This window comes from Rhodococcus sp. 05-2255-1e, from assembly GCF_002259025.1.
GTDB lineage: Bacteria > Actinomycetota > Actinomycetes > Mycobacteriales > Mycobacteriaceae > Rhodococcoides > Rhodococcoides fascians.
Window position 1 is genome coordinate 1 of record NZ_NOZE01000013.1, and the last position, 20,738, is coordinate 20,738.

Annotated in this window: 17 protein-coding genes; 10 read left to right on the plus strand and 7 right to left on the minus strand. The window is 64.5% G+C overall.

Annotated features, from left to right (window positions below):
* On the minus strand, positions 1-948 hold a 948-nt coding region (locus CH262_RS10140; RefSeq protein WP_094717720.1), incomplete at its 3' end, for an S-(hydroxymethyl)mycothiol dehydrogenase.
* 164 nt (positions 949-1,112) lie between these two features.
* Between CH262_RS10140 and sthA the strand changes: the two genes are divergently transcribed.
* The 7 genes from sthA to CH262_RS10175 all read left to right on the plus strand — a co-directional run bounded on the left by sthA (position 1,113) and on the right by CH262_RS10175 (position 9,858).
* Positions 1,113-2,528 carry a Si-specific NAD(P)(+) transhydrogenase gene (gene sthA, locus CH262_RS10145; RefSeq protein WP_094717543.1) on the plus strand — a complete coding sequence of 472 codons (1,416 nt, stop codon included), beginning with the start codon at positions 1,113-1,115 and terminating at the stop codon, positions 2,526-2,528.
* Between the two features lie 181 nt (positions 2,529-2,709).
* Positions 2,710-3,654 (plus strand): proteasome assembly chaperone family protein, encoded by a 945-nt coding sequence (locus tag CH262_RS10150; RefSeq protein WP_027496868.1) that lies wholly within the window; start codon positions 2,710-2,712, stop codon positions 3,652-3,654.
* A gap of 225 nt (positions 3,655-3,879) precedes the next feature.
* Positions 3,880-4,920 (plus strand): alpha/beta fold hydrolase, encoded by a 1,041-nt coding sequence (locus CH262_RS10155; protein WP_027496867.1) that lies wholly within the window; start codon positions 3,880-3,882, stop codon positions 4,918-4,920.
* A 65-nt stretch (positions 4,921-4,985) separates the two neighbouring features.
* Entirely contained in the window at positions 4,986-7,502 is a 2,517-nt protein-coding gene (locus tag CH262_RS10160; protein WP_094717544.1) for a DEAD/DEAH box helicase, read from the plus strand.
* A gap of 456 nt (positions 7,503-7,958) precedes the next feature.
* Complete coding sequence (locus tag CH262_RS10165; RefSeq protein WP_032366622.1) at positions 7,959-8,546, plus strand: peroxiredoxin; 588 nt, start codon at positions 7,959-7,961, stop codon at positions 8,544-8,546.
* A 1-nt stretch (position 8,547) separates the two neighbouring features.
* Positions 8,548-9,087, plus strand: coding sequence for a carboxymuconolactone decarboxylase family protein (locus CH262_RS10170; RefSeq protein ID WP_027496863.1), 540 nt, complete (start codon positions 8,548-8,550; stop codon positions 9,085-9,087).
* Between the two features lie 96 nt (positions 9,088-9,183).
* Positions 9,184-9,858, plus strand: coding sequence for a PhzF family phenazine biosynthesis protein (locus CH262_RS10175; protein ID WP_094717545.1), 675 nt, complete (start codon positions 9,184-9,186; stop codon positions 9,856-9,858).
* Here the strand turns inward: CH262_RS10175 and CH262_RS10180 are convergent.
* Positions 9,848-10,522, minus strand: coding sequence for a hypothetical protein (locus tag CH262_RS10180; RefSeq protein ID WP_094717546.1), 675 nt, complete (start codon positions 10,520-10,522; stop codon positions 9,848-9,850). The two genes, CH262_RS10175 and CH262_RS10180, sit on opposite strands and share 11 nt — an antisense overlap.
* A gap of 37 nt (positions 10,523-10,559) precedes the next feature.
* Between CH262_RS10180 and CH262_RS10185 the strand changes: the two genes are divergently transcribed.
* A complete protein-coding gene (locus CH262_RS10185; RefSeq protein ID WP_027496860.1) occupies positions 10,560-10,790 on the plus strand; it encodes a hypothetical protein in 231 nt (76 codons plus the stop codon).
* On the opposite strand, the gene CH262_RS10190 is transcribed toward CH262_RS10185, so the two are convergent.
* Positions 10,774-12,033, minus strand: coding sequence for an aminotransferase family protein (locus tag CH262_RS10190; protein WP_094717547.1), 1,260 nt, complete (start codon positions 12,031-12,033; stop codon positions 10,774-10,776). The genes CH262_RS10185 and CH262_RS10190 overlap by 17 nt on opposite strands.
* A 97-nt stretch (positions 12,034-12,130) precedes the next feature.
* Here CH262_RS10190 and hrpA point away from each other — a divergent pair, with 97 nt between their 5' ends.
* Entirely contained in the window at positions 12,131-16,027 is a 3,897-nt protein-coding gene (gene hrpA / locus CH262_RS10195; protein ID WP_094717548.1) for an ATP-dependent RNA helicase HrpA, read from the plus strand.
* Positions 16,028-16,039: 12 nt separating this feature from the next.
* On the opposite strand, the gene nrdR is transcribed toward hrpA, so the two are convergent.
* Entirely contained in the window at positions 16,040-16,504 is a 465-nt protein-coding gene (nrdR, locus tag CH262_RS10200; RefSeq protein ID WP_094717549.1) for a transcriptional regulator NrdR, read from the minus strand.
* A 99-nt stretch (positions 16,505-16,603) separates the two neighbouring features.
* Positions 16,604-16,993, minus strand: a complete 390-nt coding sequence (locus CH262_RS10205) for a hypothetical protein (protein WP_032383680.1) — start codon at positions 16,991-16,993, stop codon at positions 16,604-16,606.
* A gap of 399 nt (positions 16,994-17,392) precedes the next feature.
* Between CH262_RS10205 and lexA the strand changes: the two genes are divergently transcribed.
* Positions 17,393-18,076: a transcriptional repressor LexA gene (lexA, locus tag CH262_RS10210; protein ID WP_027496855.1), complete on the plus strand. Its 684-nt coding sequence runs from the start codon at positions 17,393-17,395 to the stop codon at positions 18,074-18,076.
* Between the two features lie 79 nt (positions 18,077-18,155).
* Here the strand turns inward: lexA and CH262_RS10215 are convergent, their stop codons facing one another.
* Together CH262_RS10215 and CH262_RS10220 are read right to left on the minus strand one after the other, a co-directional pair.
* Positions 18,156-19,298, minus strand: coding sequence for an acyl-CoA dehydrogenase family protein (locus CH262_RS10215; protein ID WP_094717721.1), 1,143 nt, complete (start codon positions 19,296-19,298; stop codon positions 18,156-18,158).
* Positions 19,299-19,451: 153 nt separating this feature from the next.
* Positions 19,452-20,723 carry a uracil-xanthine permease family protein gene (locus CH262_RS10220; RefSeq protein ID WP_032400221.1) on the minus strand — a complete coding sequence of 424 codons (1,272 nt, stop codon included), beginning with the start codon at positions 20,721-20,723 and terminating at the stop codon, positions 19,452-19,454.
* Positions 20,724-20,738 lie beyond the last annotated feature (15 nt).

The window sequence follows — 20,738 nt, forward strand, 5'->3', positions numbered from 1 at the left end:
CGGAAAATCCCGCTCCGGTAGGCAATCGCCGTACCACGACGACTTCAACGACCCACCCCGGGAGAAGAAATCGATCAACGGCATCTCGACGGTCATCTCCGGCGTCGGCACCCCCACCAACACCACCGTCCCGGCGAGATCGCGGGCGTAGAACGCCTGCTTCCAGGTTTCCGGGCGGCCGACGGCATCGATGACCACATCCGCCCCGAACCCACCGGTGAGCTCTTGGATGGCCTCGACGGCATCGACCTGGGAGGCGTCGACAGTGTGGGTGGCCCCGAGTTCGAGGGCCCAGTCGAGTTTTTTCTTGTCGCGGTCGACGGCGATGATCGTCGACGCCCCCGCCAACCGGGCGCCGGCGATCGCAGCATCACCGACACCGCCGCACCCGATCACGGCGACGGAATCCCCGCGGGAGACGTTCCCGGTGTTCATCGCCGCACCGAGTCCGGCCATCACCCCGCAGCCGAGCAGACCGACGACCGCCGGATCGGAGTCGGGGTCGACTTTGGTGCACTGTCCTTCGTGGACGAGGGTCTTGTCGGCGAACGCCCCGATCCCCAACGCGGGAGAGAGTTCGGTGCCGTCGGCGAGAGTCATCTTCTTCGATGCATTGTGGGTGTCGAAGCAGTACCAGGGGGTGCCTTTCTTGCAGGCTCGGCACTCCCCGCACACCGCACGCCAGTTCAACACCACGAAATCACCGACCTCGACATGAGTGACCGCATCGCCGATCGCTTCGACGGTGCCTGCGGCTTCGTGGCCGAGCAGGAACGGGAACTCGTCGTTGATGCCCCCCTCGCGGTAATGCAGATCGGTATGACACACCCCGCACGCGGCGATGGTGACCACGACATCGTTCGGGCCGGGATCGGGAATGGTGATCGTCTCGATCGAGACGGGCTCGCCTTTGCTCTTGGCGACGACGGCGCGGACCTGCTGCGGCATGTATTCCTCCACTGAAAATCGTGTGTTGCGTGCTCGGTTCAGCCTCGCACAACGCATCGTCACGTGGCGACATCTGCATTCGTTCGGTGGGACGAGCCGCGGAATTCACACGCTCGTGACCGAGCGGGCACACAGTCTTCTCGTGCGAGCGGTACCTATGAACGATGTCTGCACCCATGGAATACGACCTGGTGGTCATCGGCTCGGGCCCCGGCGGCCAGAAGGCCGCGATCGCGGCCGCGAAGCTCGGAAAGCGAGTGGCGATCGTGGAGAAGGGCCACATGCTCGGCGGCGTGTGCGTCAACACCGGAACCATTCCGTCCAAGACACTCCGAGAGGCCGTCCTCTATCTGACGGGGATGAATCAGCGAGAGCTGTACGGCGCGAGCTACCGCGTCAAGGCCGACATCACTCCCGCCGACCTGCTGGCCCGAACCCAGCATGTGATCGGTAAGGAAATCGAGGTGGTGCGCTCGCAACTGCTCCGTAACCGCATCGAGCTGATCACCGGGGTCGGCAAGTTTCTGGATGCACACACCATCGTCGTCGAGGACGAGGCCCGGGGCGAGCGCATCACGGTCTCGGCCGCCAACGTGGTGATCGCCACCGGCACCGCCCCCGCGCGACCCGCCGACGTCGCATTCGACGACTACCGGGTGTTGGACTCCGACGGCATTCTGAACTTGGAGTTCATCCCGGCGTCGATGGTCGTCGTGGGTGCCGGCGTGATCGGCATCGAGTACGCCTCGATGTTCGCCGCCCTGGGCACCAAGGTGACCGTCGTCGAGAAACGCGATTCGATGCTCGACTTCTGCGATCGCGAGATCGTCGAATCCCTGCAGTTCCACCTCCGCGATCTCGCGGTGACGTTCCGCTTCGGTGAAGCAGTCACCGCGGTGGACGTCGGGCCGAACGGCACGGTGACGACCCTTGCCAGCGGCAAACGCATCCCGGCGGAGACGGTGATGTACTCGGCGGGTCGCCAGGGGCTGACCACGGCCCTCGAACTCGAGAACGCGGGCCTCGAAGCCGACGCCCGTGGGCGCATCTTCGTCGACGAGCATTTCCAGACCAAGGTGGACCACATCTATGCCGTCGGCGACGTCATCGGGTTTCCGGCGTTGGCGGCGACGTCGATGGATCAGGGCAGGTTGGCGGCGTATCACGCGTTCGGGGAACCGAGCGCGCAGCTCACCGACGTCCAACCGATCGGCATCTACTCCATCCCCGAGGTCTCGTACGTCGGCGCGACCGAGGTCGATCTGACGAAAGGATCCATTCCTTACGAGGTCGGTGTGTCGCGATACCGCGAACTCGCCCGCGGCCAGATCGCCGGGGACTCGTACGGGATGCTCAAGTTGCTCGTCTCCACCGAGGACCGTTCGATTCTCGGCGTGCACATCTTCGGTTCGGGAGCCACGGATCTGGTGCACATCGGTCAGGCCGTCATGGGGTGCGGCGGCACCGTCGACTACCTGGTCGATGCGGTCTTCAACTACCCGACGTTGTCCGAGGCGTACAAGGTCGCCGCACTGGACGTCACCAACAAGATCCGAGCCCTGGCAAATTTCGACCGCTGATGCGTCGACGCGGGGACCGAATCGCCGACCGGGAATGAACGACGGTTCCGCGGTTGTTCTGTCGGGTAGTGATTCACCACGATCGACGTCGGCGTGTATGCGGCTCGAGCAGACGGTCCGCGTATTCTGACCCGATGCTCGCGTCGAGGCATCGACGAGTCGATCCGAAAGGGGCCCGGCCATGACCGAACAGTCGAAGATGTACGAGCTGGAATTTCCGGCACCTCAGATTTTCTCCAACGACGGAGTCGGGCCCGTGCTGGTGCACGGGCTGGAAGGTTTCTCCGACGCCGGCCATGCCGTGAAGCTGGCGACGACCCATCTGCGGGAGAGTCTCGAAACCGAGCTGGTGGCCTCCTTCGATGTCGACGAGTTGATCGATTACCGGTCCCGTCGGCCGACCATGACGTTCAAGTCCGATCACTTCTCGGATTACGACGCTCCCGAGCTCAACCTGTATGCCGTCAAGGACAACGTGGGGACCCCCTTCCTTCTTCTGGCAGGCATGGAGCCCGATCTGCGATGGGAGAAGTTCACGACGGCAGTGCGACTGCTTGCCGAGCAGCTCGGAGTGCGGCGCACGATCGGTCTCGGCTCCATTCCGATGGCCATTCCGCACACCCGCCCGCTGGGCGTCACCGCGCACGCGAGCGACAGGGCGTTGGTCAAGGAAGGCAACAGCTGGGCGGGCGAGCTGCAGGTGCCCGGTAGTGCGTCGTCCTTGCTCGAACTACGGATGGCACAGCACGGCCACGAGTCGATGGGGTTCTCGGTACACGTCCCGCATTATCTCGCGCAGACGGACTACCCGGGGGCTGCGGAAACGCTGCTCGAGAACGTCGGTGAAGCTGCCGAGCTCGATCTGCCTTTGGCAGCGTTGGGCGAGGCCGCGGCTCGCGTCCGGGAGCAGGTCAACGAGCACATCACCGGAAACGAGGAAGTGCAGTCGGTCGTACAGGCGCTCGAGCGCCAGTACGACACGTATGTCGCCGCGCAGGAACAACAGTCCACGCTGTTGGCCAGTGACGAGCCGCTCCCCAGCGGCGACGAGCTGGGTGCCGAGTTCGAGCGGTTCCTGGCCGAGCAGGCCGGCCTCGACGACGGAGACGGACAAGCTCCCCGGTAGTTGTGGAGCTGGTCACAGCGAAAGCAGTGGTATCCAGTCATATGCGACAGCCCCGGCGGATCGCAACATACCTGTAACCCGCAATACGCCCGATGCTCTGCCCCGAGCGCGATCTCGTGCGAGAGTCGTAGCAACACACAACCGTCGTCTGTGTTGCTGCGCTCTCGTCAGCAGCGACGCCGTACTGCGCCGTGCGTCGGCGCACCAGGGAATCAGGAGGCGCGAATGTCCACTACTCCGCGCAGTCGTAAGCTCCGGCCGGTTCCCGACGAGGAACCGCGGCTGATCTTTCGGACCATTCACGGATATCGGCGGGCCTTTCGCATGGCCGGTGAGGGCCCTGTGCTGCTGCTGATCCACGGGATCGGTGACAATTCCGAGACGTGGAACGAGGTCATCCCGCACCTCGCCAAGAGCTACACGGTGATCGCACCCGATCTCCTCGGCCACGGCCGCTCCGACAAACCTCGGGCCGACTATTCGGTTGCCGCGTACGCCAACGGTATGCGCGACCTATTGTCCGTCCTGGGCATCGAGCACGTCACCGTGGTGGGCCATTCGCTCGGCGGCGGGGTGGCGATGCAGTTCGCCTATCAGTTCCCGCACATGGTCGATCGCCTCGCGTTGGTGTCCTCGGGCGGAGTGACCAAGGACGTGCACCCCCTTCTGCGACTGGCGTCGATGCCGTTCCTGTCCGAGGCGGTGAAGCTGCTGCGCTTGCCGGGCGCGATACCGGCGGTCAAGCTGGCCGGCGGCCTGTTGAGCAAACTGCACAGCTCCCCACTGCGACCGGGGTCGATGCTGCACGACACCCCCGATCTGATCCGAGTGCTGAGCGAACTGCCTGCACCGACGACATACGAGGCCTACCTACGGACGTTGCGTGCCGTGGTGGACTGGCGTGGCCAGGTGGTCACGATGCTGGACCGCTGCTATCTCACCGAGAACCTGCCGGTGCTGCTGGTGTGGGGTGAACAGGACTCGGTGATCCCGGTGGCGCACGCCCGGCTGGCTCATTCCGCCATGCCCGGTTCGAAGCTGGAAGTGTTCGACAATTCCGGACACTTCCCGTTTCGCGACGATCCGATGCGCTTCCTTCAGGTCCTCGAGGACTTCATCGACTCGACTCCCTCGCTCAGTTTCGACGAGGTGCGCTGGCGCAACCTGCTCATCACCGGCGTCGGCGAGGACATGATCAGCGGCAGCTCGAGCACCAGGATGGCCGTGCTCGGGGCCATGGGGTCCGACGAGCGAAGCGCGACCTGACGCTCCCGTCGCAGGCGTTCGGTGTCGATTCGGGAACCGCCGTCACCGACACATAGCCTGTAGAGGTGCTCCTCACCGAACTGATACCCGACGTTTCCGCCGCCACCTCCGACGGCGTGGACCCGGACGTCCTGTTCGATACGTTCACCACCTGGGCTTCGGACCGGGGCCTGACGCTGTATCCCACGCAGGAAGAGGCGCTGATCGAGCTGGTGTCGGGATCCAACGTCATCCTGGCCACGCCGACCGGTTCCGGAAAGTCCATGGTCGCCATCGGTGCCCACTTCGCGGCCATGGCCGCAGGCATTCGCAGTTTCTACACCGCGCCGATCAAGGCGCTCGTCAGCGAGAAGTTCTTTGCCCTGTGCGAGATCTTCGGAGCGCAGAACGTCGGCATGATGACCGGCGACGCGTCGGTCAATTCCGGTGCGCCGATCATCTGCGCCACTGCCGAGATCGTCGCGAACCTGGCACTGCGGCAGGGCGCCGACTCCGACATCGGCCAAGTGATCATGGACGAGTTCCACTACTACTCCGAGCCGGACCGGGGGTGGGCCTGGCAGGTACCTCTGATCGAACTGCCGAACGCCCAGTTCTTGCTCATGTCGGCGACGTTGGGCGACGTCTCGTTCTTCCGCGACGATCTGACCCGACGTACCGGCCGCACGACCACCGTCGTCTCCGGTACCGAGCGGCCTGTCCCGTTGATGTTCTCGTATGTCACCACCCCGATCGGCGAAACGATCGAGGAGCTGGTGCAGACGCACCTGGCACCGGTGTACGTCGTGCACTTCACCCAGGCAGCGGCACTCGAACGCGCTCAGGCCCTGACGAGCATCAATGTCGCGTCCAAGCAAGAGAAGGCCGCGATAGCCGAGGCCATCGGCAATTTCCGCTTCACCACCGGCTTCGGGTCGACGCTGTCCAGACTGGTTCGTCACGGTATCGGGGTGCATCACGCCGGCATGCTTCCCAAGTACCGCAGGCTGGTGGAGAAACTGGCGCAGGACGGTCTGTTGAAGGTGATCTGCGGTACCGACACGTTGGGCGTGGGCATCAACGTTCCCATCCGGACCGTGCTGTTCACCGGACTCACCAAATACGACGGCATCAGAACACGCAAGCTTCGGGCGCGTGAGTTCCATCAAATCGCGGGACGCGCGGGCCGCGCGGGGTACGACACCCTCGGCACCGTCGTGGTCGAGGCACCCGAGCACGACATCGAGAATGCGCGGCTCGTGGCCAAAGCCGGTGACGACCCGAAGAAGCTCAAGCGGGTACAGCGCAAGAAGGCACCCGACGGCTTCGTCTCGTGGGGCGAGCCGACGTTCGAGCGCATCATCGCGGCGAGCCCGGAGCCGTTGACGTCCCGGTTCTCGGTCAGCAATGCGATGTTGCTCAATGTCATTGCGCGGCCGGGCAATTGCTTCCACGCGATGCGTCATCTGCTCGAGGACAACCACGAGACCCGGCCGGCTCAGCGCAAGCACATCCTGCGTGCGCTGTCGCTGTACCGCGGCCTGGTGGAGGCCGGAATCGTCGAACAGTTGGCCGAGCCGGACGCGGACGGGCGCCATGCCAGGCTGACGGTGGACCTGCAGCCGGACTTCGCGCTCAATCAGCCGTTGTCGACGTTCGCGGTGGCCTCGTTCGAGTTGCTCGACGTCGACTCCCCCACCCACGCGCTCGACGTGGTGTCGATCATCGAGTCGACGCTCGACGATCCTCGGCAGGTGTTGATGGCGCAGCAACATGCCGCACGCGGCGAAGCGGTGGCCCAGATGAAGGCCGACGGCATCGAGTACGACGAGCGGATGGAACTCCTCGAAGAGGTCACCTGGCCGAAACCCCTTGCCGAGCTGCTCGTTCCGGCCTTCGAGATCTACCGCGGGTCTCACCCGTGGCTCTCCGAGGTGGGCCTGTCGCCCAAGTCCGTCGTCCGTGACATGGTCGAGCGCGCGATGACCTTCGCGGAGCTGATCAGTCACTACGGCCTCATGCGCTCGGAGGGCCTGGTACTTCGCTATCTTGCCGACGCGTACCGAACTCTGCGCCAGACGGTTCCGCCGGAATCGCGGACCGAGGAAGTGCAGGACATCACCGAGTGGCTGGGCGAGCTGGTTCGGCAAGTCGATTCCAGCCTGCTCGACGAGTGGGAGAACCTGACCGATCCCGGTGCCGAACCGGAAGCCCTGGTCGAGGCGTACGGGTCCGATGCACCGCGTCCGATCTCGGCGAATCCACGGGCTTTCCGAATCCTGGCCCGTAACGCGATCTTTCGAAGGGTCGATCTGGCGGCGCGTCGTCAGTGGAACGCGCTCGACGACCTGGACGACGGGCCGGACTGGGAGGAGGAATTGGAGCCGTTCTTCGCCGAGTACGGGTTCATCGGCACCGGGCCCTCGGCTCGCGGGCCGGCGCTGTTCACCCTGAACGTCGGTGCGGAATCCACCACGGTCCGCCAGGTACTCGAAGATCCGGACGGCGACCACGGCTGGTCGCTCGATGCCGTCATCGACCTCGCCGAATCCGACGCGGCCGGAGAAATCGTGTTCGACGAGATCGTCGTCACGCCCGGCTGATGCGTGCGCCTCGTGCGCGAGAAGGCCTGCGAGCGTGGCGAAGTCGGCTATGGCCGACCCGTTCCACGCACTCTGGAATCGAATTGCGTTGCGCGGCAAAGGTCGGGGTGCGTCCACCGAGTACACGACCGGGCGGTACGAACGGGGACGAAATACCTGCGTACATGGTTGGTTGGGCAGGTACCGAGTTTTCGCCGTCCCGATACGGTGCCGAGACCAATTGCGTTGCTGCCGTTACGAATTGGCGGTAGTGCGCGGGGCGCGGAAGTGACGGCGTCGGCCGACAGCGTCGATCGGGCACGCCTGTCGGTCCAGTGCCACTCATCACGTTTACCTTTCGGCCCATTTTTGGCACACTCGTCCAGGTCGGTCGAGCTCGTGCGGCTGCACAATCGCCACCGAGCCGAACCGCTTCCCGACGGAACCGACGCGATCATTTCGACACGAGGAGACCACATGGCACTGTTGACAATCGGCGACCAGTTCCCCGCATACAATCTCACCGCCGTCATCGGCGGCGACCTGTCCAAGGTGAACGCGCAGCAGCCCGACGACTACTTCACCACCGTCACCAGCGACGACCACGCCGGAAAGTGGCGCATCGTCTTCTTCTGGCCCAAGGATTTCACGTTCGTGTGCCCCACCGAGATCGCAGCATTCGGCAAGCTCAACGACGAGTTCGAAGATCGTGACGCGCAGGTCCTCGGTGCCTCCGTCGACAACGAATTCGTGCACTTCCAGTGGCGCGCGCAGCACGACGAGCTCAAGACGCTCCCCTTCCCGATGCTCTCGGATCTCAAGCGCGAATTGGCCGCTGCCACCGGTGTTCTCAATGCCGACGGCGTCGCCGACCGGGCCACTTTCATCGTGGACCCGAACAACGAGATCCAGTTCGTCTCGGTCACCGCCGGATCGGTCGGTCGAAATGTGGACGAGGTTCTTCGAGTACTGGACGCACTGCAGTCGGATGAGCTGTGCGCCTGCAACTGGAAGAAGGGCGATCCCACCATCGACGCCGGCGAACTACTGACGGCGAGCGTCTGACATGTCGATCGACAATTTGAAGAACGCCGTCCCCGAATACGCGAAGGACCTCAAGCTCAACCTCGGTTCGATCGTGCGGTCCACCGTGCTCAGCGAGCAACAGCTCTGGGGCACATTGCTTTCGGTGGCCGCCGCGTCGAAGTCCGCGACCACGTTGAAGGAGATCGCCGAGGACGCCGCCGACTCGTTGTCGGCCGAGGCGTACAACGCCGCTCTGGGTGCCGCGTCGATCATGGGTATGAACAACGTCTTCTACCGCACCAAGGGCTACCTGGACGGAAAGTACGACGATCTACGCGCCGGCTTGCGTATGAACATCATCGGCAACCCTGGCGTCGAGAAAGCCGATTTCGAGCTGTGGTCGCTCGCGGTCTCGGCCGTCAACGGATGCAACCACTGCCTCGAGGCGCACGAGAAGACTCTGCGCGCCGAGGGCGTCGACCGCGAGAAGATCTTCGAGGCGATTCGCGCCGCATCGATCGTCGCGGGTGTCGCGCAGGCCGTCGAGGCCGGCCGCGTACTCGACGGTGCCTCCGTCTGAGGTTCCGCTGAACAGGTCGACACGGGGATCCGCTGCGGCGGGTCCCCGTTCGTCGTCGATCGTGACGCCTCGACGACGCATTGGTAACGTCCCCGCATGGCTATCGAGGTGTCCGTCGTCCGAGCGTTCACCGATGCCGACGGCAGGTTCGGCAATCCACTGGGGATTGTCGACGCGCGCGCTGTCGGCGAGAGCGACAGGCAGGATATTGCCACCCGGTTGGGTTTCAGCGAGACGGTGTTCGTCGATCGCTCGTCACCCGGAACCGCGTCGGCGACGATCTACACCCCGGCGACGCAGCTCCCGTTCGCCGGACATCCGACGGTCGGATTGTCCTGGTGGCTTCGCAACAACGGACACTCGGTGCAGACGCTCACCGTCCCCGCTGCCACGCTCGACATCCGCTACGACGGCGAGCTCACCTGGGTGCGTGCACGCGCCGAGTGGGCTCCGCAGTTCACGTTTCATCAGGTCCACGACACAGCCGAGGTGGCAGCGGCAGATCCGAACACCTACGACAGTGGCCACCACTACATCTGGGCCTGGACCGACGAGCAGCGCGCCGAACTGCGCTCGCGCATGTTCGCGCCGATGATGGGAATCGCCGAGGACGAGGCAACAGGTGCTGCCGCCGTCCGGCTCACTGCCGAGCTCGGTCGGGGCCTGAACATCGTCCAGGGTGCGGGGTCTGAGCTGTGGACCACCGTCGACGAGGACGGGTGGGTAGAGCTCGGGGGCCGAAGCGTCGACGACGACTCGATCACGGTGTGACGGGCACGTCCACTTCGATTTCCTCACCCAGACGCACCCCTTCCGCCAGTGGCAGACGGTCGCCGCTCCAGAACTTTCCTGGATCGAACCAGTTGGCTTTCTTGTTTCCCGTCAACAGACCCATCGAGTCGTAGGTCATCGCAACAACTTCGGCGCAGTACGCGGTTTCGAGCGCAGCGCTCTCCTGCGCGTTCTTTCGGAGCGCCGGCACGCGTCCACGGAACCACCGACCGGCGAGCGCCGCGGTGGTCGGAAAAGCCGTTCCGTCCATCCGCGCGATGGTGCGAAGCAGCGCGTCTTCCTGCTCCTTCGTCACGGCCGGAGTGGAGCCAGGGGAACGACCGGCGTATCCGTCCAATTGCCGCAGCCAACAACGCTGTTGGTACCGCTGGGCCCAGTGGGTAACGGCAGAGCGCAGGTCGTGCAGCTGCACTCCACGCTGGAAATTTCCGGTCCACATGTCCTGCAACGACTTTCCGAGCTCTGCGTGCCACATCAGCGGCGGGAGGTCGTCCAGGACGACGGCCATACCGACGTGGTTGACCGGGCTGTTCGTCAAAGCCTGGATTGCGCGGTCCGCCGACGAGTGGCCGCGGAAGATCCAGATGTCGCCGGTTCTGGTGGCATCCACAGCGGTATCGAGGCTGATTCGCGACGGATTCATGGACCAGCCCTAGATCTCGTGGCGGTACGGTTGCCGCATGAACGTCTGGAAAGCTCTCGGTCTCGCCGGGATGGCCGGGGTTGCGGCCACCGGGGCGTTGGTGGTGCGGTCCGAGCGCAAGCGGCGCGCGTATGCGCCCGACGAAGTGCGCGATCAGCTGCACCGGCGGTTCGCCGCAATCTCCGCTGAGCCGGAACCCGAACCTGCTCCCCCGCTCTCGCGGGGGAAGCAGCTGTTGAGCAGACTCCGGTTCAGCCGAGCGCACTGAGGATGCGAGAGGCCATATCCTCGATCTCGGCGTCGGTCATGACGAACGCCGGCGAGATCTGCATTGCACCCTGTCCGGCCGCGCGGCCCGAAACACCGTGAGCTCTCAACGTTTTCACGAACGGTAATGCCTCCGCCGGGTCGGCGAGCTGAACGGCAGCGACAGCGCCGATGCCGCTGCGGACTTCCGCGACTCGATCGTGATCGGCCAGGGGCGCGAGGTGGGTGTGCAGTGCGGCTTCGATGCGCTTGGACTGACTCAGCAGGTCCTCGCGCTCGATGATGTCGAGATTGGCCATCGCTGCGGCGGCTGCACCTGCGTGGCCACCGTAGGTGTAGCCGTGACGCCACCAGACTCCGCCTGCGAAGAACGGTTCGGCGATCTTCGGAGCGATGAACACTGCGCCCATCGGGACGTAGCCCGACGTCAACCCCTTGGCGGTCGTCATCAGATCGGGTTCGAGCTCGAAGCGGGTGGAGGCGAACCAACTACCGCCGATCCGGCCGAATCCGGTCACCACTTCGTCGGCGACGAACAGCACGTCGTTGTCGCGGCAGATCTGCCGTACCTCACGTAGGTAGCCCTCGGGAGGCAAGTAGATTCCACCCGCTCCGATCACCGGTTCGCAGAAGAAGGCGGCGACGTTCTCGGCTCCGACCTCTTCGATCAGCGCGAGAAGCGATTTCGCGTCGTCCCATGCCACTGTTCTGGCGTCGGGCATCAGCTCGCCGTAGTTCTCCTTGTTGACCGGAATGCCGGCCAGCGCGGTGCCGGCGACGTGCATGCCGTGGTAGGCCTTCTGCCGTCCGACGATGATCTTCTTGGACGGCTGTCCCATTTCGACCCAGTAGCGGCGCGCAAGCTTCGCCGCGGTGTCGATGGAGTCCGATCCGCCCGAGGTGAAGAAGATCTTGCTGCCCGGCACCGGTGCGATGGCGGCGAGACGATCGGCCAGTGCCAACGTGGTCTCGGGCACGAAGTCGCCGAAGTTGGAGTAGTGCGCGATCGAGCTCAGCTGCGCGGCAACGGCGTCGGCGATCTCGCGGCGACCGTGACCGACGTTGGTGAACCACAGACCGGCGGTGGCATCCAGGTATCGGTTGCCCTCGTTGTCGAAGATGTACGCACCCTCGCCTCGCGAGACGACGAACGGCCCATTGGCGGTGACGTTGCCCATGTCGGCGAAGCCGTGCCACAGCGCGGAGGTGTGTGTGGAGGCGGCTGGATCCAGGTCGGAAGACATGCGCTACACAGTAGTCACGTCGAATTCGGCGAGTGCATCGGTTCGTTCCCGGACGGAGTTCGGGTGAGTACCGCGTAACGGATATCCTGGTACGAGTATGTCTACCTCGAATTCGTCCGGTGATCGACGAGCACTCGCCGCACGTGTTGCACAGCTCACCATCCGCGACGAGAACCGGCTCCGACGACGTCTCGACAAGGCCCGCACCGAGGACGCCGTCGCCGCGCTCGAACGCGACGTAGCTCGCGCGGAAGCCGTCATCTCCACACGTCGAGCAGCAGTGCCCACCCTCGACTATCCGCAGGCGTTGCCCGTCAGCGCGCGCAAGGACGATATCGCCGCAGCGATCGCTGCCCACCAGGTCGTCATCGTCGCCGGTGAAACCGGGTCCGGCAAAACCACCCAGATTCCCAAGATCTGCCTCGAACTGGGGCGCGGAATCCGCGGCTCGATCGGTCACACGCAGCCCCGAAGGTTGGCGGCGCGCACCGTTGCCGAGCGCATCGCCGAGGAGGTGGGTCAACCACTGGGCGAATCGATCGGCTACAAGGTTCGATTCACCGACCAGTCCTCCGATTCGACCCTCGTCAAGCTGATGACCGACGGCATTCTGCTGGCCGAGATCCAACGCGACCGACTGCTCCGCCAGTACGACACCCTCATCATCGACGAGGCGCACGAGCGCAGCCTGAACATCGACTTCATCCTGGGATACCTCGCGCAACTGCTCCCCCGGCGACCCGATCTCAAGATCGTCATCACGTCGGCGACCATCGATCCGGAGCGATTCGCGCAACACTTCGCACGCGACGGGGTCGCAGCACCGATCATCGAGGTATCCGGCCGTACGTTCCCGGTCGAGATGCGGTATCGACCTCTGACGGTCGACGCGGGAGAAACGACGATCGACCTCGATCCCGTCGATGCCACCTGCCAGGCCGTCGACGAGCTGATGTCCGAGGGTGACGGCGACATCTTGGTGTTCCTGTCCGGTGAACGCGAAATTCGCGATACCGCGGACGCGCTGGCCGATCGCAATCTCCGCAACACCGAGATCGTGCCTCTGTACGCCAGACTCTCTGCCGCCGAACAGCATCGGGTGTTCTCACCGCACTCGGGACGCCGGGTCGTGCTGTCGACGAACGTCGCGGAAACGTCGCTGACGGTCCCCGGCATCCGCTACGTCGTGGACCCGGGCACCGCGCGCATCTCGCGATACTCGTTGCGCACCAAAGTGCAGCGGCTGCCCATCGAACCGATTTCACAGGCCTCTGCACGCCAGCGGGCGGGTCGCTGCGGACGCGTCGCCGACGGGATCTGTATCCGGTTGTACTCGGAGGAAGACTTCGAGTCTCGTCCGCAGTTCACCGAGCCGGAAATTCTGCGCACCAATCTGGCCTCGGTCATTCTGCAGATGACCGCGCTCGGATTGGGCAAGATCGACGCGTTTCCCTTCGTCGAGCCGCCGGATCCACGCAGCATCCGCGACGGTATCGGCTTGCTGGAAGAACTCGGAGCACTCAAGCCGGCCACCAAGGACGGCACTGCCGAGCTCACCCCGATCGGCCGCGAACTGTCCGCCCTTCCTGTCGATCCTCGAATGGCCCGAATGTTGGTCGAGGCCAACGGCAACGGATCGCTTCGTGATGCGCTGGTGGTGGTGGCGGCGTTGTCGATTCAGGACGTGCGGGAGCGTCCCGCCGAGCACCAACAGGCTGCAGACGAGAAGCATGCCCGTTTCGCCGTCGAGAATTCGGACTTCCTGGCGTACGTGCAGCTGTGGAAGTATCTGCGGCAGCAGCGAGACGAGCTGTCTTCCAACCAGTTCCGACGCATGTGCCGCACCGAGTTCCTGCACTACCTGCGGATCCGCGAATGGCAGGACCTGCACGGACAACTCCGCCAGATCACCCGCGGCCTCGGATGGACAGTGCCCGACGCAGAGTCGAGCGAGAACGCACTGCATCAGTCCCTGCTGTCCGGCCTGCTCTCGCACGTCGGCCTCAGAGAGGGCGACAAGCGTGAATTTCTGGGTGCCCGCGGAGCACATTTCGCGATCTTCCCCGGGTCAGGTCTGTTCAAGAAGCCACCGCGCTGGGTCATGGCTGCAGAACTGGTCGAGACCGGACGACTGTGGGGCCGGATGGCCGCCCGCATCGAACCGGAATGGGCCGAACGGTTGGCACCGCACCTGGTGAAGCGCACGTATTCCGAACCACACTGGTCGATCAAACGGGAATCGGCGCTGGCCTACGAACGGGTGACGTTGTACGGCATCCCGTTGGTGACGCAGCGCCCGGTCAACTATCACCGCATCGATCCCGAGGCGTCTCGCGAGCTCTTCATCAGGCATGCCCTGGTTCAGGGCGAATGGAAGACCCAGCACGGGTTCTTTCACAAGAACAGGGCTCTGCTCGACGACGTCGGCGAGCTCGAACATCGTGCTCGGCGACGGGACATCGTCGTCGACGACGACGCACTGTTCGATTTCTACGACGCCCGCGTCGCCCCGGAAGCCGTGTCCGCGCGACACTTCGACACCTGGTGGAAGAAGGCCCGCCGGCAAGATCCGTCCCTGCTCGACTTCACTACAGACACCGTCGTCAACTCGGACGCCGCGTCGGTACTGACGGGTGCGTATCCGGACGCGTGGCGACAGGGTGACATTCAATTCCCACTGACGTATCAATTCGAGCCCGGCACGGCCGCTGATGGCGTCACCGCGCGGATTCCCATCGCACTGCTCGCTCAGGTACAGCCGGTCGGCTTCGACTGGCTGGTGCCCGGGATGCGCGCCGAGCTCGTCACCGCCTTGATCAAGACGCTACCGAAGGCATTGCGACGCAACGTGGTTCCGGCTCCGGACTTCGCTGCGGCAGCGTTGGCAGTGATGAAACCGCGGGCCGAAACACTCGTGACGGCTCTGGCCCGAGAACTCTCACGGGCCGCACAGTGCCACATCACCGCGAAGGACTTCGACACTGCGGCGCTACCCGATCACCTGCGAATGACGTTCGCCGCGGTCGACCCGTCCGGGACCGTGCTCGGCAGCAACAAGGATCTGACTGCGCTGCGCGCCGGTCTGGCCGGTGAGGTCGGCCGACAGGTCGCACGTGCGGTCGGCGACGCGGAGCGCGCCCCGACGCTGGCGTGGACCTCGGGCACGTTGGGCCGCTTGGAACCCACGGTCACCCGAGACGTGGGCGGGCAGAAGGTCACCGGGTACCCGGCGTTGGTACCCGAGGGTTCGGGCGTGGCGGTGCGAGTGCTCAGTACCCCCGCCCAGCAACGAGCAGCCATGCGCGCGGGCACCCGCACTCTGCTGCTCGCCACGGCACCGAAGGGAACGAAGGCGCTGTTGGCCGGGCTGCCGACCACCGAACGTCTTGCGCTCGGCCAGAACCCGTACGGCGGCGTCGATGCGCTGCTCGAGGAATGCCGTGCGCTCGCTGTGGAAGAAGCGATGGACGCGCACGGCGGCCCGGTTCGCGACCCGGCCGAGTTCGACAAGCTCAGGGCACTGGTGGACGCGGAGGTTCCGCGGCGTACTGCTGCTGTTCTCGCACTGGTTCGACCGGTCCTGACGGCCGCGTTGGCTCTGTCGGCCCAGTTGCAGAGCGCATCGGGTGAGCCGGCCGACGATGTCCGAGAACAGCTCGACGGCTTGATCTTTCGCGGTTTCGTCACCGAATTCGGTTCTCGACGGTTGGCAGATCTGCCACGCTATCTCGCTGCGGCGACGAAGCGGCTGTCCACTCTGCCGAGCAGCGCGGGCCGCGACGCTGCGGCGATGGACGTTCTCGACCGGGTGTACGGCTCGTACGGGCGGCTGTTGGATTCGCTTCCGGAGAGCAGGAAGAACAGCTCGGGTGTGCAGGAGCTGTTCTGGATGATCGAGGAGCTGCGGGTGGGGTTGTTCGCGCAGGGAATTCGTACCGCGTATCCGGTATCGGAGAAGCGCATCGAGAAGGCGATCGCCGATCAGTCTCGCTGATCGGCGCGCGGGTCACTCGACGTCGGCGGACTCTCGATGTTTGCGGAGTTCGTGAATTTCCTTCTCGAAGTCCTCTGCCGAACTGAACGAGCGGTAGACCGATGCGAAACGCAGGTAGGCCACTTCGTCGAGATCGCGTAGCGGTCCGAGAATGGCCAGGCCCACTTCGTTGCTGGGAATCTCGGCCGAACCGGCCGCGCGAATATTGTCTTCGACTTGCTGAGCCAGCAGGTTCAGCGCGTCGTTGTCGACGTCTCTGCCCTGGCAGGCGCGACGAACTCCTTTGACGACCTTCTCCCGACTGAACGGCTCGGTCACACCACTGCGTTTCACGACGGCGAGCATGGCGGCCTCCACGGTGGTGAAGCGTCGACCGCACTCGGGGCAGGACCGGCGTCGCCGTATTGCCTGACCCTCGTCCATTTCACGCGAATCCACCACGCGTGAGTCGGGGTGTCTGCAGAACGGGCAATGCATGAGGGAGCCTCCGTCGTAGCCGATACTCCGACGACGAACGTGCGCGTCGGGGCAGTCTTCGAGGATACTCAGCCACGCTGGGCACCATGGTGCCGGTGGTCATCTGCTGGGTGCGTACTCGACGAGCGCTCCGTCGTGAACCATGACCGCGCCGGCGGGCTGAGTGGACGCGTCGGGTGTGGTCGCGCTCAGATTCGCGATGCCGATCAGACCGCCGGCCACGACGACCACAGCCAACATCCACAGAACGAGAGAGCGTGGGCGCACGGTCTGGCTCGCGAAATGGGCCGAGGTGTCGTCGAAGTCTCGATCCGCCATCTCGCGATCGGTGACGTCGGTCCAGGACTCGTCCACGACAGGCAAGCACGGGCCGTTCTGCGTCCGACGCGCGTGGTTCTGCAGCACGGGCCGCGAGCGCCGACGACGCTCGACGACACCGGATCGCGAACGCATACCGGCAGTGGTGGGACGATCGGTGGTGATGGTCATCGGAACCTCGTCTTCGCTCGTTGGATCGATTGTTCGATCAGGCGTTCGATGGACGCTTGTTCGAAGTTCTATCACGCGCCTCCGACAAAGTCTGTAGAAAACGCGACACGAGTCGAACAGATGTTTGATTCAACAGCTGATACACGCTAGATTCGTGTCAGAAACCACACGCCACACGAGTCGACATCATCAACTCCAGTCCGCGTGGATCGATACCGCGTAGACCGAATCCAGCCGCATCAGCAGGAGGCCGACAGCATGAAGGACGAGACCTCGACGAGGTCCATCACCGGTTCCAGTACGACGGGTTCCACGAAAGCTGGTTCCACGCGAGCCGGATCCTCGACGGTCGGCAAGGCTGCAGCCGGAAAGCCGGCTGCCGAGCCGACCCCGAAGGCCATGGAGGTGGGCACCGACATCAGTGCAGGGCTCACCGAGCGCCAACGGAAGGTGTTGGAGGTCATCCGGGCCTCGGTCACCGAGCGCGGATACCCACCCAGCATTCGAGAGATCGGCGATGCCGTGGGCCTGACGTCGACGTCGTCCGTCGCACATCAGCTTCGCACCCTCGAACGCAAGGGGTTCCTGCGGCGCGACGCCAACCGCCCTCGCGCTGTGGACGTCCGCGGACTGGACGAGGTGCAGGCCGACCAGGCCGCGGCGGCGGTGGACGGTTCGGCAGCGTCCGACGAGCAGGATCGGTTGCCGACGCCGACGTTCGTGCCGGTTCTCGGACGGATCGCCGCGGGTGGACCGATTCTGGCGGAGGAAGCCGTCGAGGACGTGTTCCCACTCCCCCGCGAGTTGGTCGGTCAGGGATCGCTGTTCTTGCTCAAGGTCGTCGGCGAGTCCATGATCGACGCGGCGATCTGCGACGGTGACTGGGTGGTGGTGCGTCAACAGTCCGTGGCCGACAACGGCGACATCGTCGCGGCGATGATCGAGGGTGAGGCCACGGTCAAGACGTTCAAGCGTTCCAAGGGTGAGGTGTGGCTCATGCCGCACAACCCACTGTTCGAGCCGATCCCGGGCAACAATGCCGCCATTCTCGGCAAGGTCGTCACCGTGATGCGCAAGCTCTGAACTCTGTTCGGACACAACGAAGAAGGGCCGCAGCACAGATGCTGCGGCCCTTCTCGTCGGTCCTGAACGATGGAAAGAATCAGAGATTCAGTCCGCGACCGATGATCTCCTTCATGATCTCCGTGGTGCCGCCGTAGATGGTCTGTACCCGAGAATCCATGTACGCCTTGGCAATCGGGTACTCCTTCATGTAGCCGTACCCACCGTGCAGCTGAAGGCACCGGTCGATGAGCTTGACCTGGTTCTCGGTGGTCCACCACTTGGCCATGGCAGCTTCCTGCACGGTCAACTTGCCGTCGTTGAGCAGTTCGATGAATTTGTCGACCATGATGCGGGTGGCGGTGGTTTCGGTAGCGAGTTCCGCCAACACGAATCGCGTGTTCTGGAACTTTCCGATCGATTTACCGAATGCCTTGCGGTCACGGCAGTACTGAATGGTCATCTCCAGTGCCGATTCCATGGCTGCAGCGGCGACGACGGCAATCGAGAGCCGCTCCTGAGGCAAGTTCTGCATCAGGTAGATGAAGCCCATGCCTTCTTCGCCGAGCAGGTTGGCTGCGGGAACCCGAACGTCGGTGAAGCTGAGTTCCGCGGTGTCCTGGGCCTTCATGCCGATCTTGTCGAGGTTGCGGCCACGCTCGAATCCGGGCATGTCGCGCTCTACGACCAACAGGCTGAAGCCCTGGGCACCTTTCTCGGGGTCGGTGCACGCCACGACGATCACCAGATCGGCGTTGATGCCGTTGGTGATGAACGTCTTCGAGCCGTTGAGCACCCAGTCGTCGCCGTCCCGAACGGCCTTGGTCTTGATGCCCTGCAGGTCGCTGCCGGTACCCGGCTCGGTCATGGCGATCGCGGTGATCAGCTCACCGGAGCAGAATCCGGGAAGCCAGCGCTGCTTCTGCTCGTCGTTGGCCAACTCGATGAAGTACGGCGCGACGACGTCGTTGTGCAGAGTGAAGCCGATGCCGCTGTAGCCGCCGCGGGTGGTTTCCTCGGTGACGATGGCGTTGTAGCGGAAGTCCTTGACGCCGCCGCCGCCGAACTCCTCCGGTGCGGCAGTCCCGAGGAAGCCCTGCTTGCCGGCCTCTACCCAGACGCCGCGGTCGACGATGTTCTGCTCTTCCCACTTCGCGTGATTGGGGGCTACGTGCTGTTCGAGAAACTTCCGGTACGACTCCCGGAACAGCTCGTGCTCGGGCTCGAAAAGTGTGCGTTCCACGCGGGTCTCCTTGTTCGGTGCGCACCGTCGTCGACCGCGAGAAAGGGGTGTCACAGCGCGGTCGTCGGTGCGACTGACGTCACGGTTCAACAGTACGTTCGCGGTGCACCGGGGGTCGATGACCAAAACGTGCGCGATCCGTGACCGCCCCTGCTAGCGTCGTCGAGTCGTTCTCCCTCGGGCCAACGCCGAGACGATCGGGTATCCCACGAGGATGCCCAGCGATCCCCACGCGATACCACCGAGTTCGACCGATCCGACGGAGAGCGTCAGGTCGCCGATTCCGGCGACGAGTGCTGCGGCGACGACGGTGAGGTTCACCGGATCGGTGAAATCCACCTTGGCATCGGTCCAGATTCGAACGCCGAGCAGTCCGATGAGTCCGTAGAGCACGAGTGTCGCTCCACCGATGACACCGTCCGGGACGGTGAAGATCAGCGCACCGAACTTGGGCGAGAACGCCAACACGATCGCGGTGATCGCGGCAACCCAGTACGCCGCGGTCGAGTACACGCGGGTGGCGGCCATGACGCCGATGTTCTCCGCATACGTGGTGGTTCCCGATCCACCGGCCGCACCGGCGAGGGTGGTCGCCAACCCATCGGCGATCAGAGCGTCACCGGCGACGTCGTCGAGGTTCTTTCCGGTCATCGCCGCGACGGCTTTGACGTGTCCGACGTTCTCGGCGACGAGGACGATCACCACCGGCAGCGCCACCAGAATCACCGACAGCTGGAAGGACGGGCCACGGAACTCGGGTAACCCGATCCAGCTCGCGGCGCTCAGAGCATCGAGTCGTGGTTGCGCGATACCGCCGGTGACGGCAGCGAATACCCAGCCCACGACGACACCGAGCAGGATTCCGAGCCGACCCACCAGACCGGGACCGACGGCCGTCGCGAGGAGAATCGCCACCAGGGTGACGGCCGCGACGAGCGGTTGCGCCTCGAACGAGGTCGTCGCGGCAGGGGCCAGATTGAGCCCGATCAATACGACCACCGCACCGGTGACGACGGGCGGCATCGCTGCGTCGAGTACCCGCGCTCCGGCGAATTTGACGACGAAGCCGATCGCAGCCAGCACGACGCCGACACACAGAACGGCACCGAGCTGCGCGGCGGGTCCGTCGGCTGCGGTCGCACCGAGCGGGGCCAGGAAGGCGAACGATGACCCGAGGTAGCTCGGTACCCGCCCGCGCGTGATGATCAGGAACAGCGCGGTACCGATGCCCGAGAACAGCAGCGTCGTCGAGACCGGGAACCCGGTGATGGTCGGAACCAACAGTGTGGCCCCGAACATCGCGACGACGTGCTGCATCCCGATGCCGACGGTGCGTGGCCACGACAACCGTTCGTCCGGTGCGACCACCGCCCCCGCGTCGACGGTTCGTCCGTTTCCGTGCAGCGTCCAACCCATAGTTCTCATGATGGGAAGAGACTA

What these genes read in the sequence shown, in the direction of transcription:
- CH262_RS10165 (WP_032366622.1), top strand. Translation starts at nt 7,959, where the DNA reads ATGGCACTGTTGACAATCGGCGACCAGTTCCCCGCATACAATCTCACC.
- CH262_RS10185 (WP_027496860.1), top strand. Translation starts at nt 10,560, where the DNA reads ATGAACGTCTGGAAAGCTCTCGGTCTCGCCGGGATGGCCGGGGTTGCG.
- CH262_RS10190 (WP_094717547.1), bottom strand. Translation starts at nt 12,033, where the DNA reads ATGTCTTCCGACCTGGATCCAGCCGCCTCCACACACACCTCCGCGCTG.
- CH262_RS10150 (WP_027496868.1), top strand. Translation starts at nt 2,710, where the DNA reads ATGACCGAACAGTCGAAGATGTACGAGCTGGAATTTCCGGCACCTCAG.
- lexA (WP_027496855.1), top strand. Translation starts at nt 17,393, where the DNA reads ATGGAGGTGGGCACCGACATCAGTGCAGGGCTCACCGAGCGCCAACGG.
- CH262_RS10220 (WP_032400221.1), bottom strand. Translation starts at nt 20,723, where the DNA reads ATGAGAACTATGGGTTGGACGCTGCACGGAAACGGACGAACCGTCGAC.
- sthA (WP_094717543.1), top strand. Translation starts at nt 1,113, where the DNA reads ATGTCTGCACCCATGGAATACGACCTGGTGGTCATCGGCTCGGGCCCC.
- CH262_RS10205 (WP_032383680.1), bottom strand. Translation starts at nt 16,993, where the DNA reads ATGACCATCACCACCGATCGTCCCACCACTGCCGGTATGCGTTCGCGA.
- CH262_RS10175 (WP_094717545.1), top strand. Translation starts at nt 9,184, where the DNA reads ATGGCTATCGAGGTGTCCGTCGTCCGAGCGTTCACCGATGCCGACGGC.
- CH262_RS10155 (WP_027496867.1), top strand. Translation starts at nt 3,880, where the DNA reads ATGTCCACTACTCCGCGCAGTCGTAAGCTCCGGCCGGTTCCCGACGAG.
- nrdR (WP_094717549.1), bottom strand. Translation starts at nt 16,504, where the DNA reads ATGCATTGCCCGTTCTGCAGACACCCCGACTCACGCGTGGTGGATTCG.
- CH262_RS10180 (WP_094717546.1), bottom strand. Translation starts at nt 10,522, where the DNA reads ATGAATCCGTCGCGAATCAGCCTCGATACCGCTGTGGATGCCACCAGA.
- CH262_RS10170 (WP_027496863.1), top strand. Translation starts at nt 8,548, where the DNA reads ATGTCGATCGACAATTTGAAGAACGCCGTCCCCGAATACGCGAAGGAC.
- hrpA (WP_094717548.1), top strand. Translation starts at nt 12,131, where the DNA reads ATGTCTACCTCGAATTCGTCCGGTGATCGACGAGCACTCGCCGCACGT.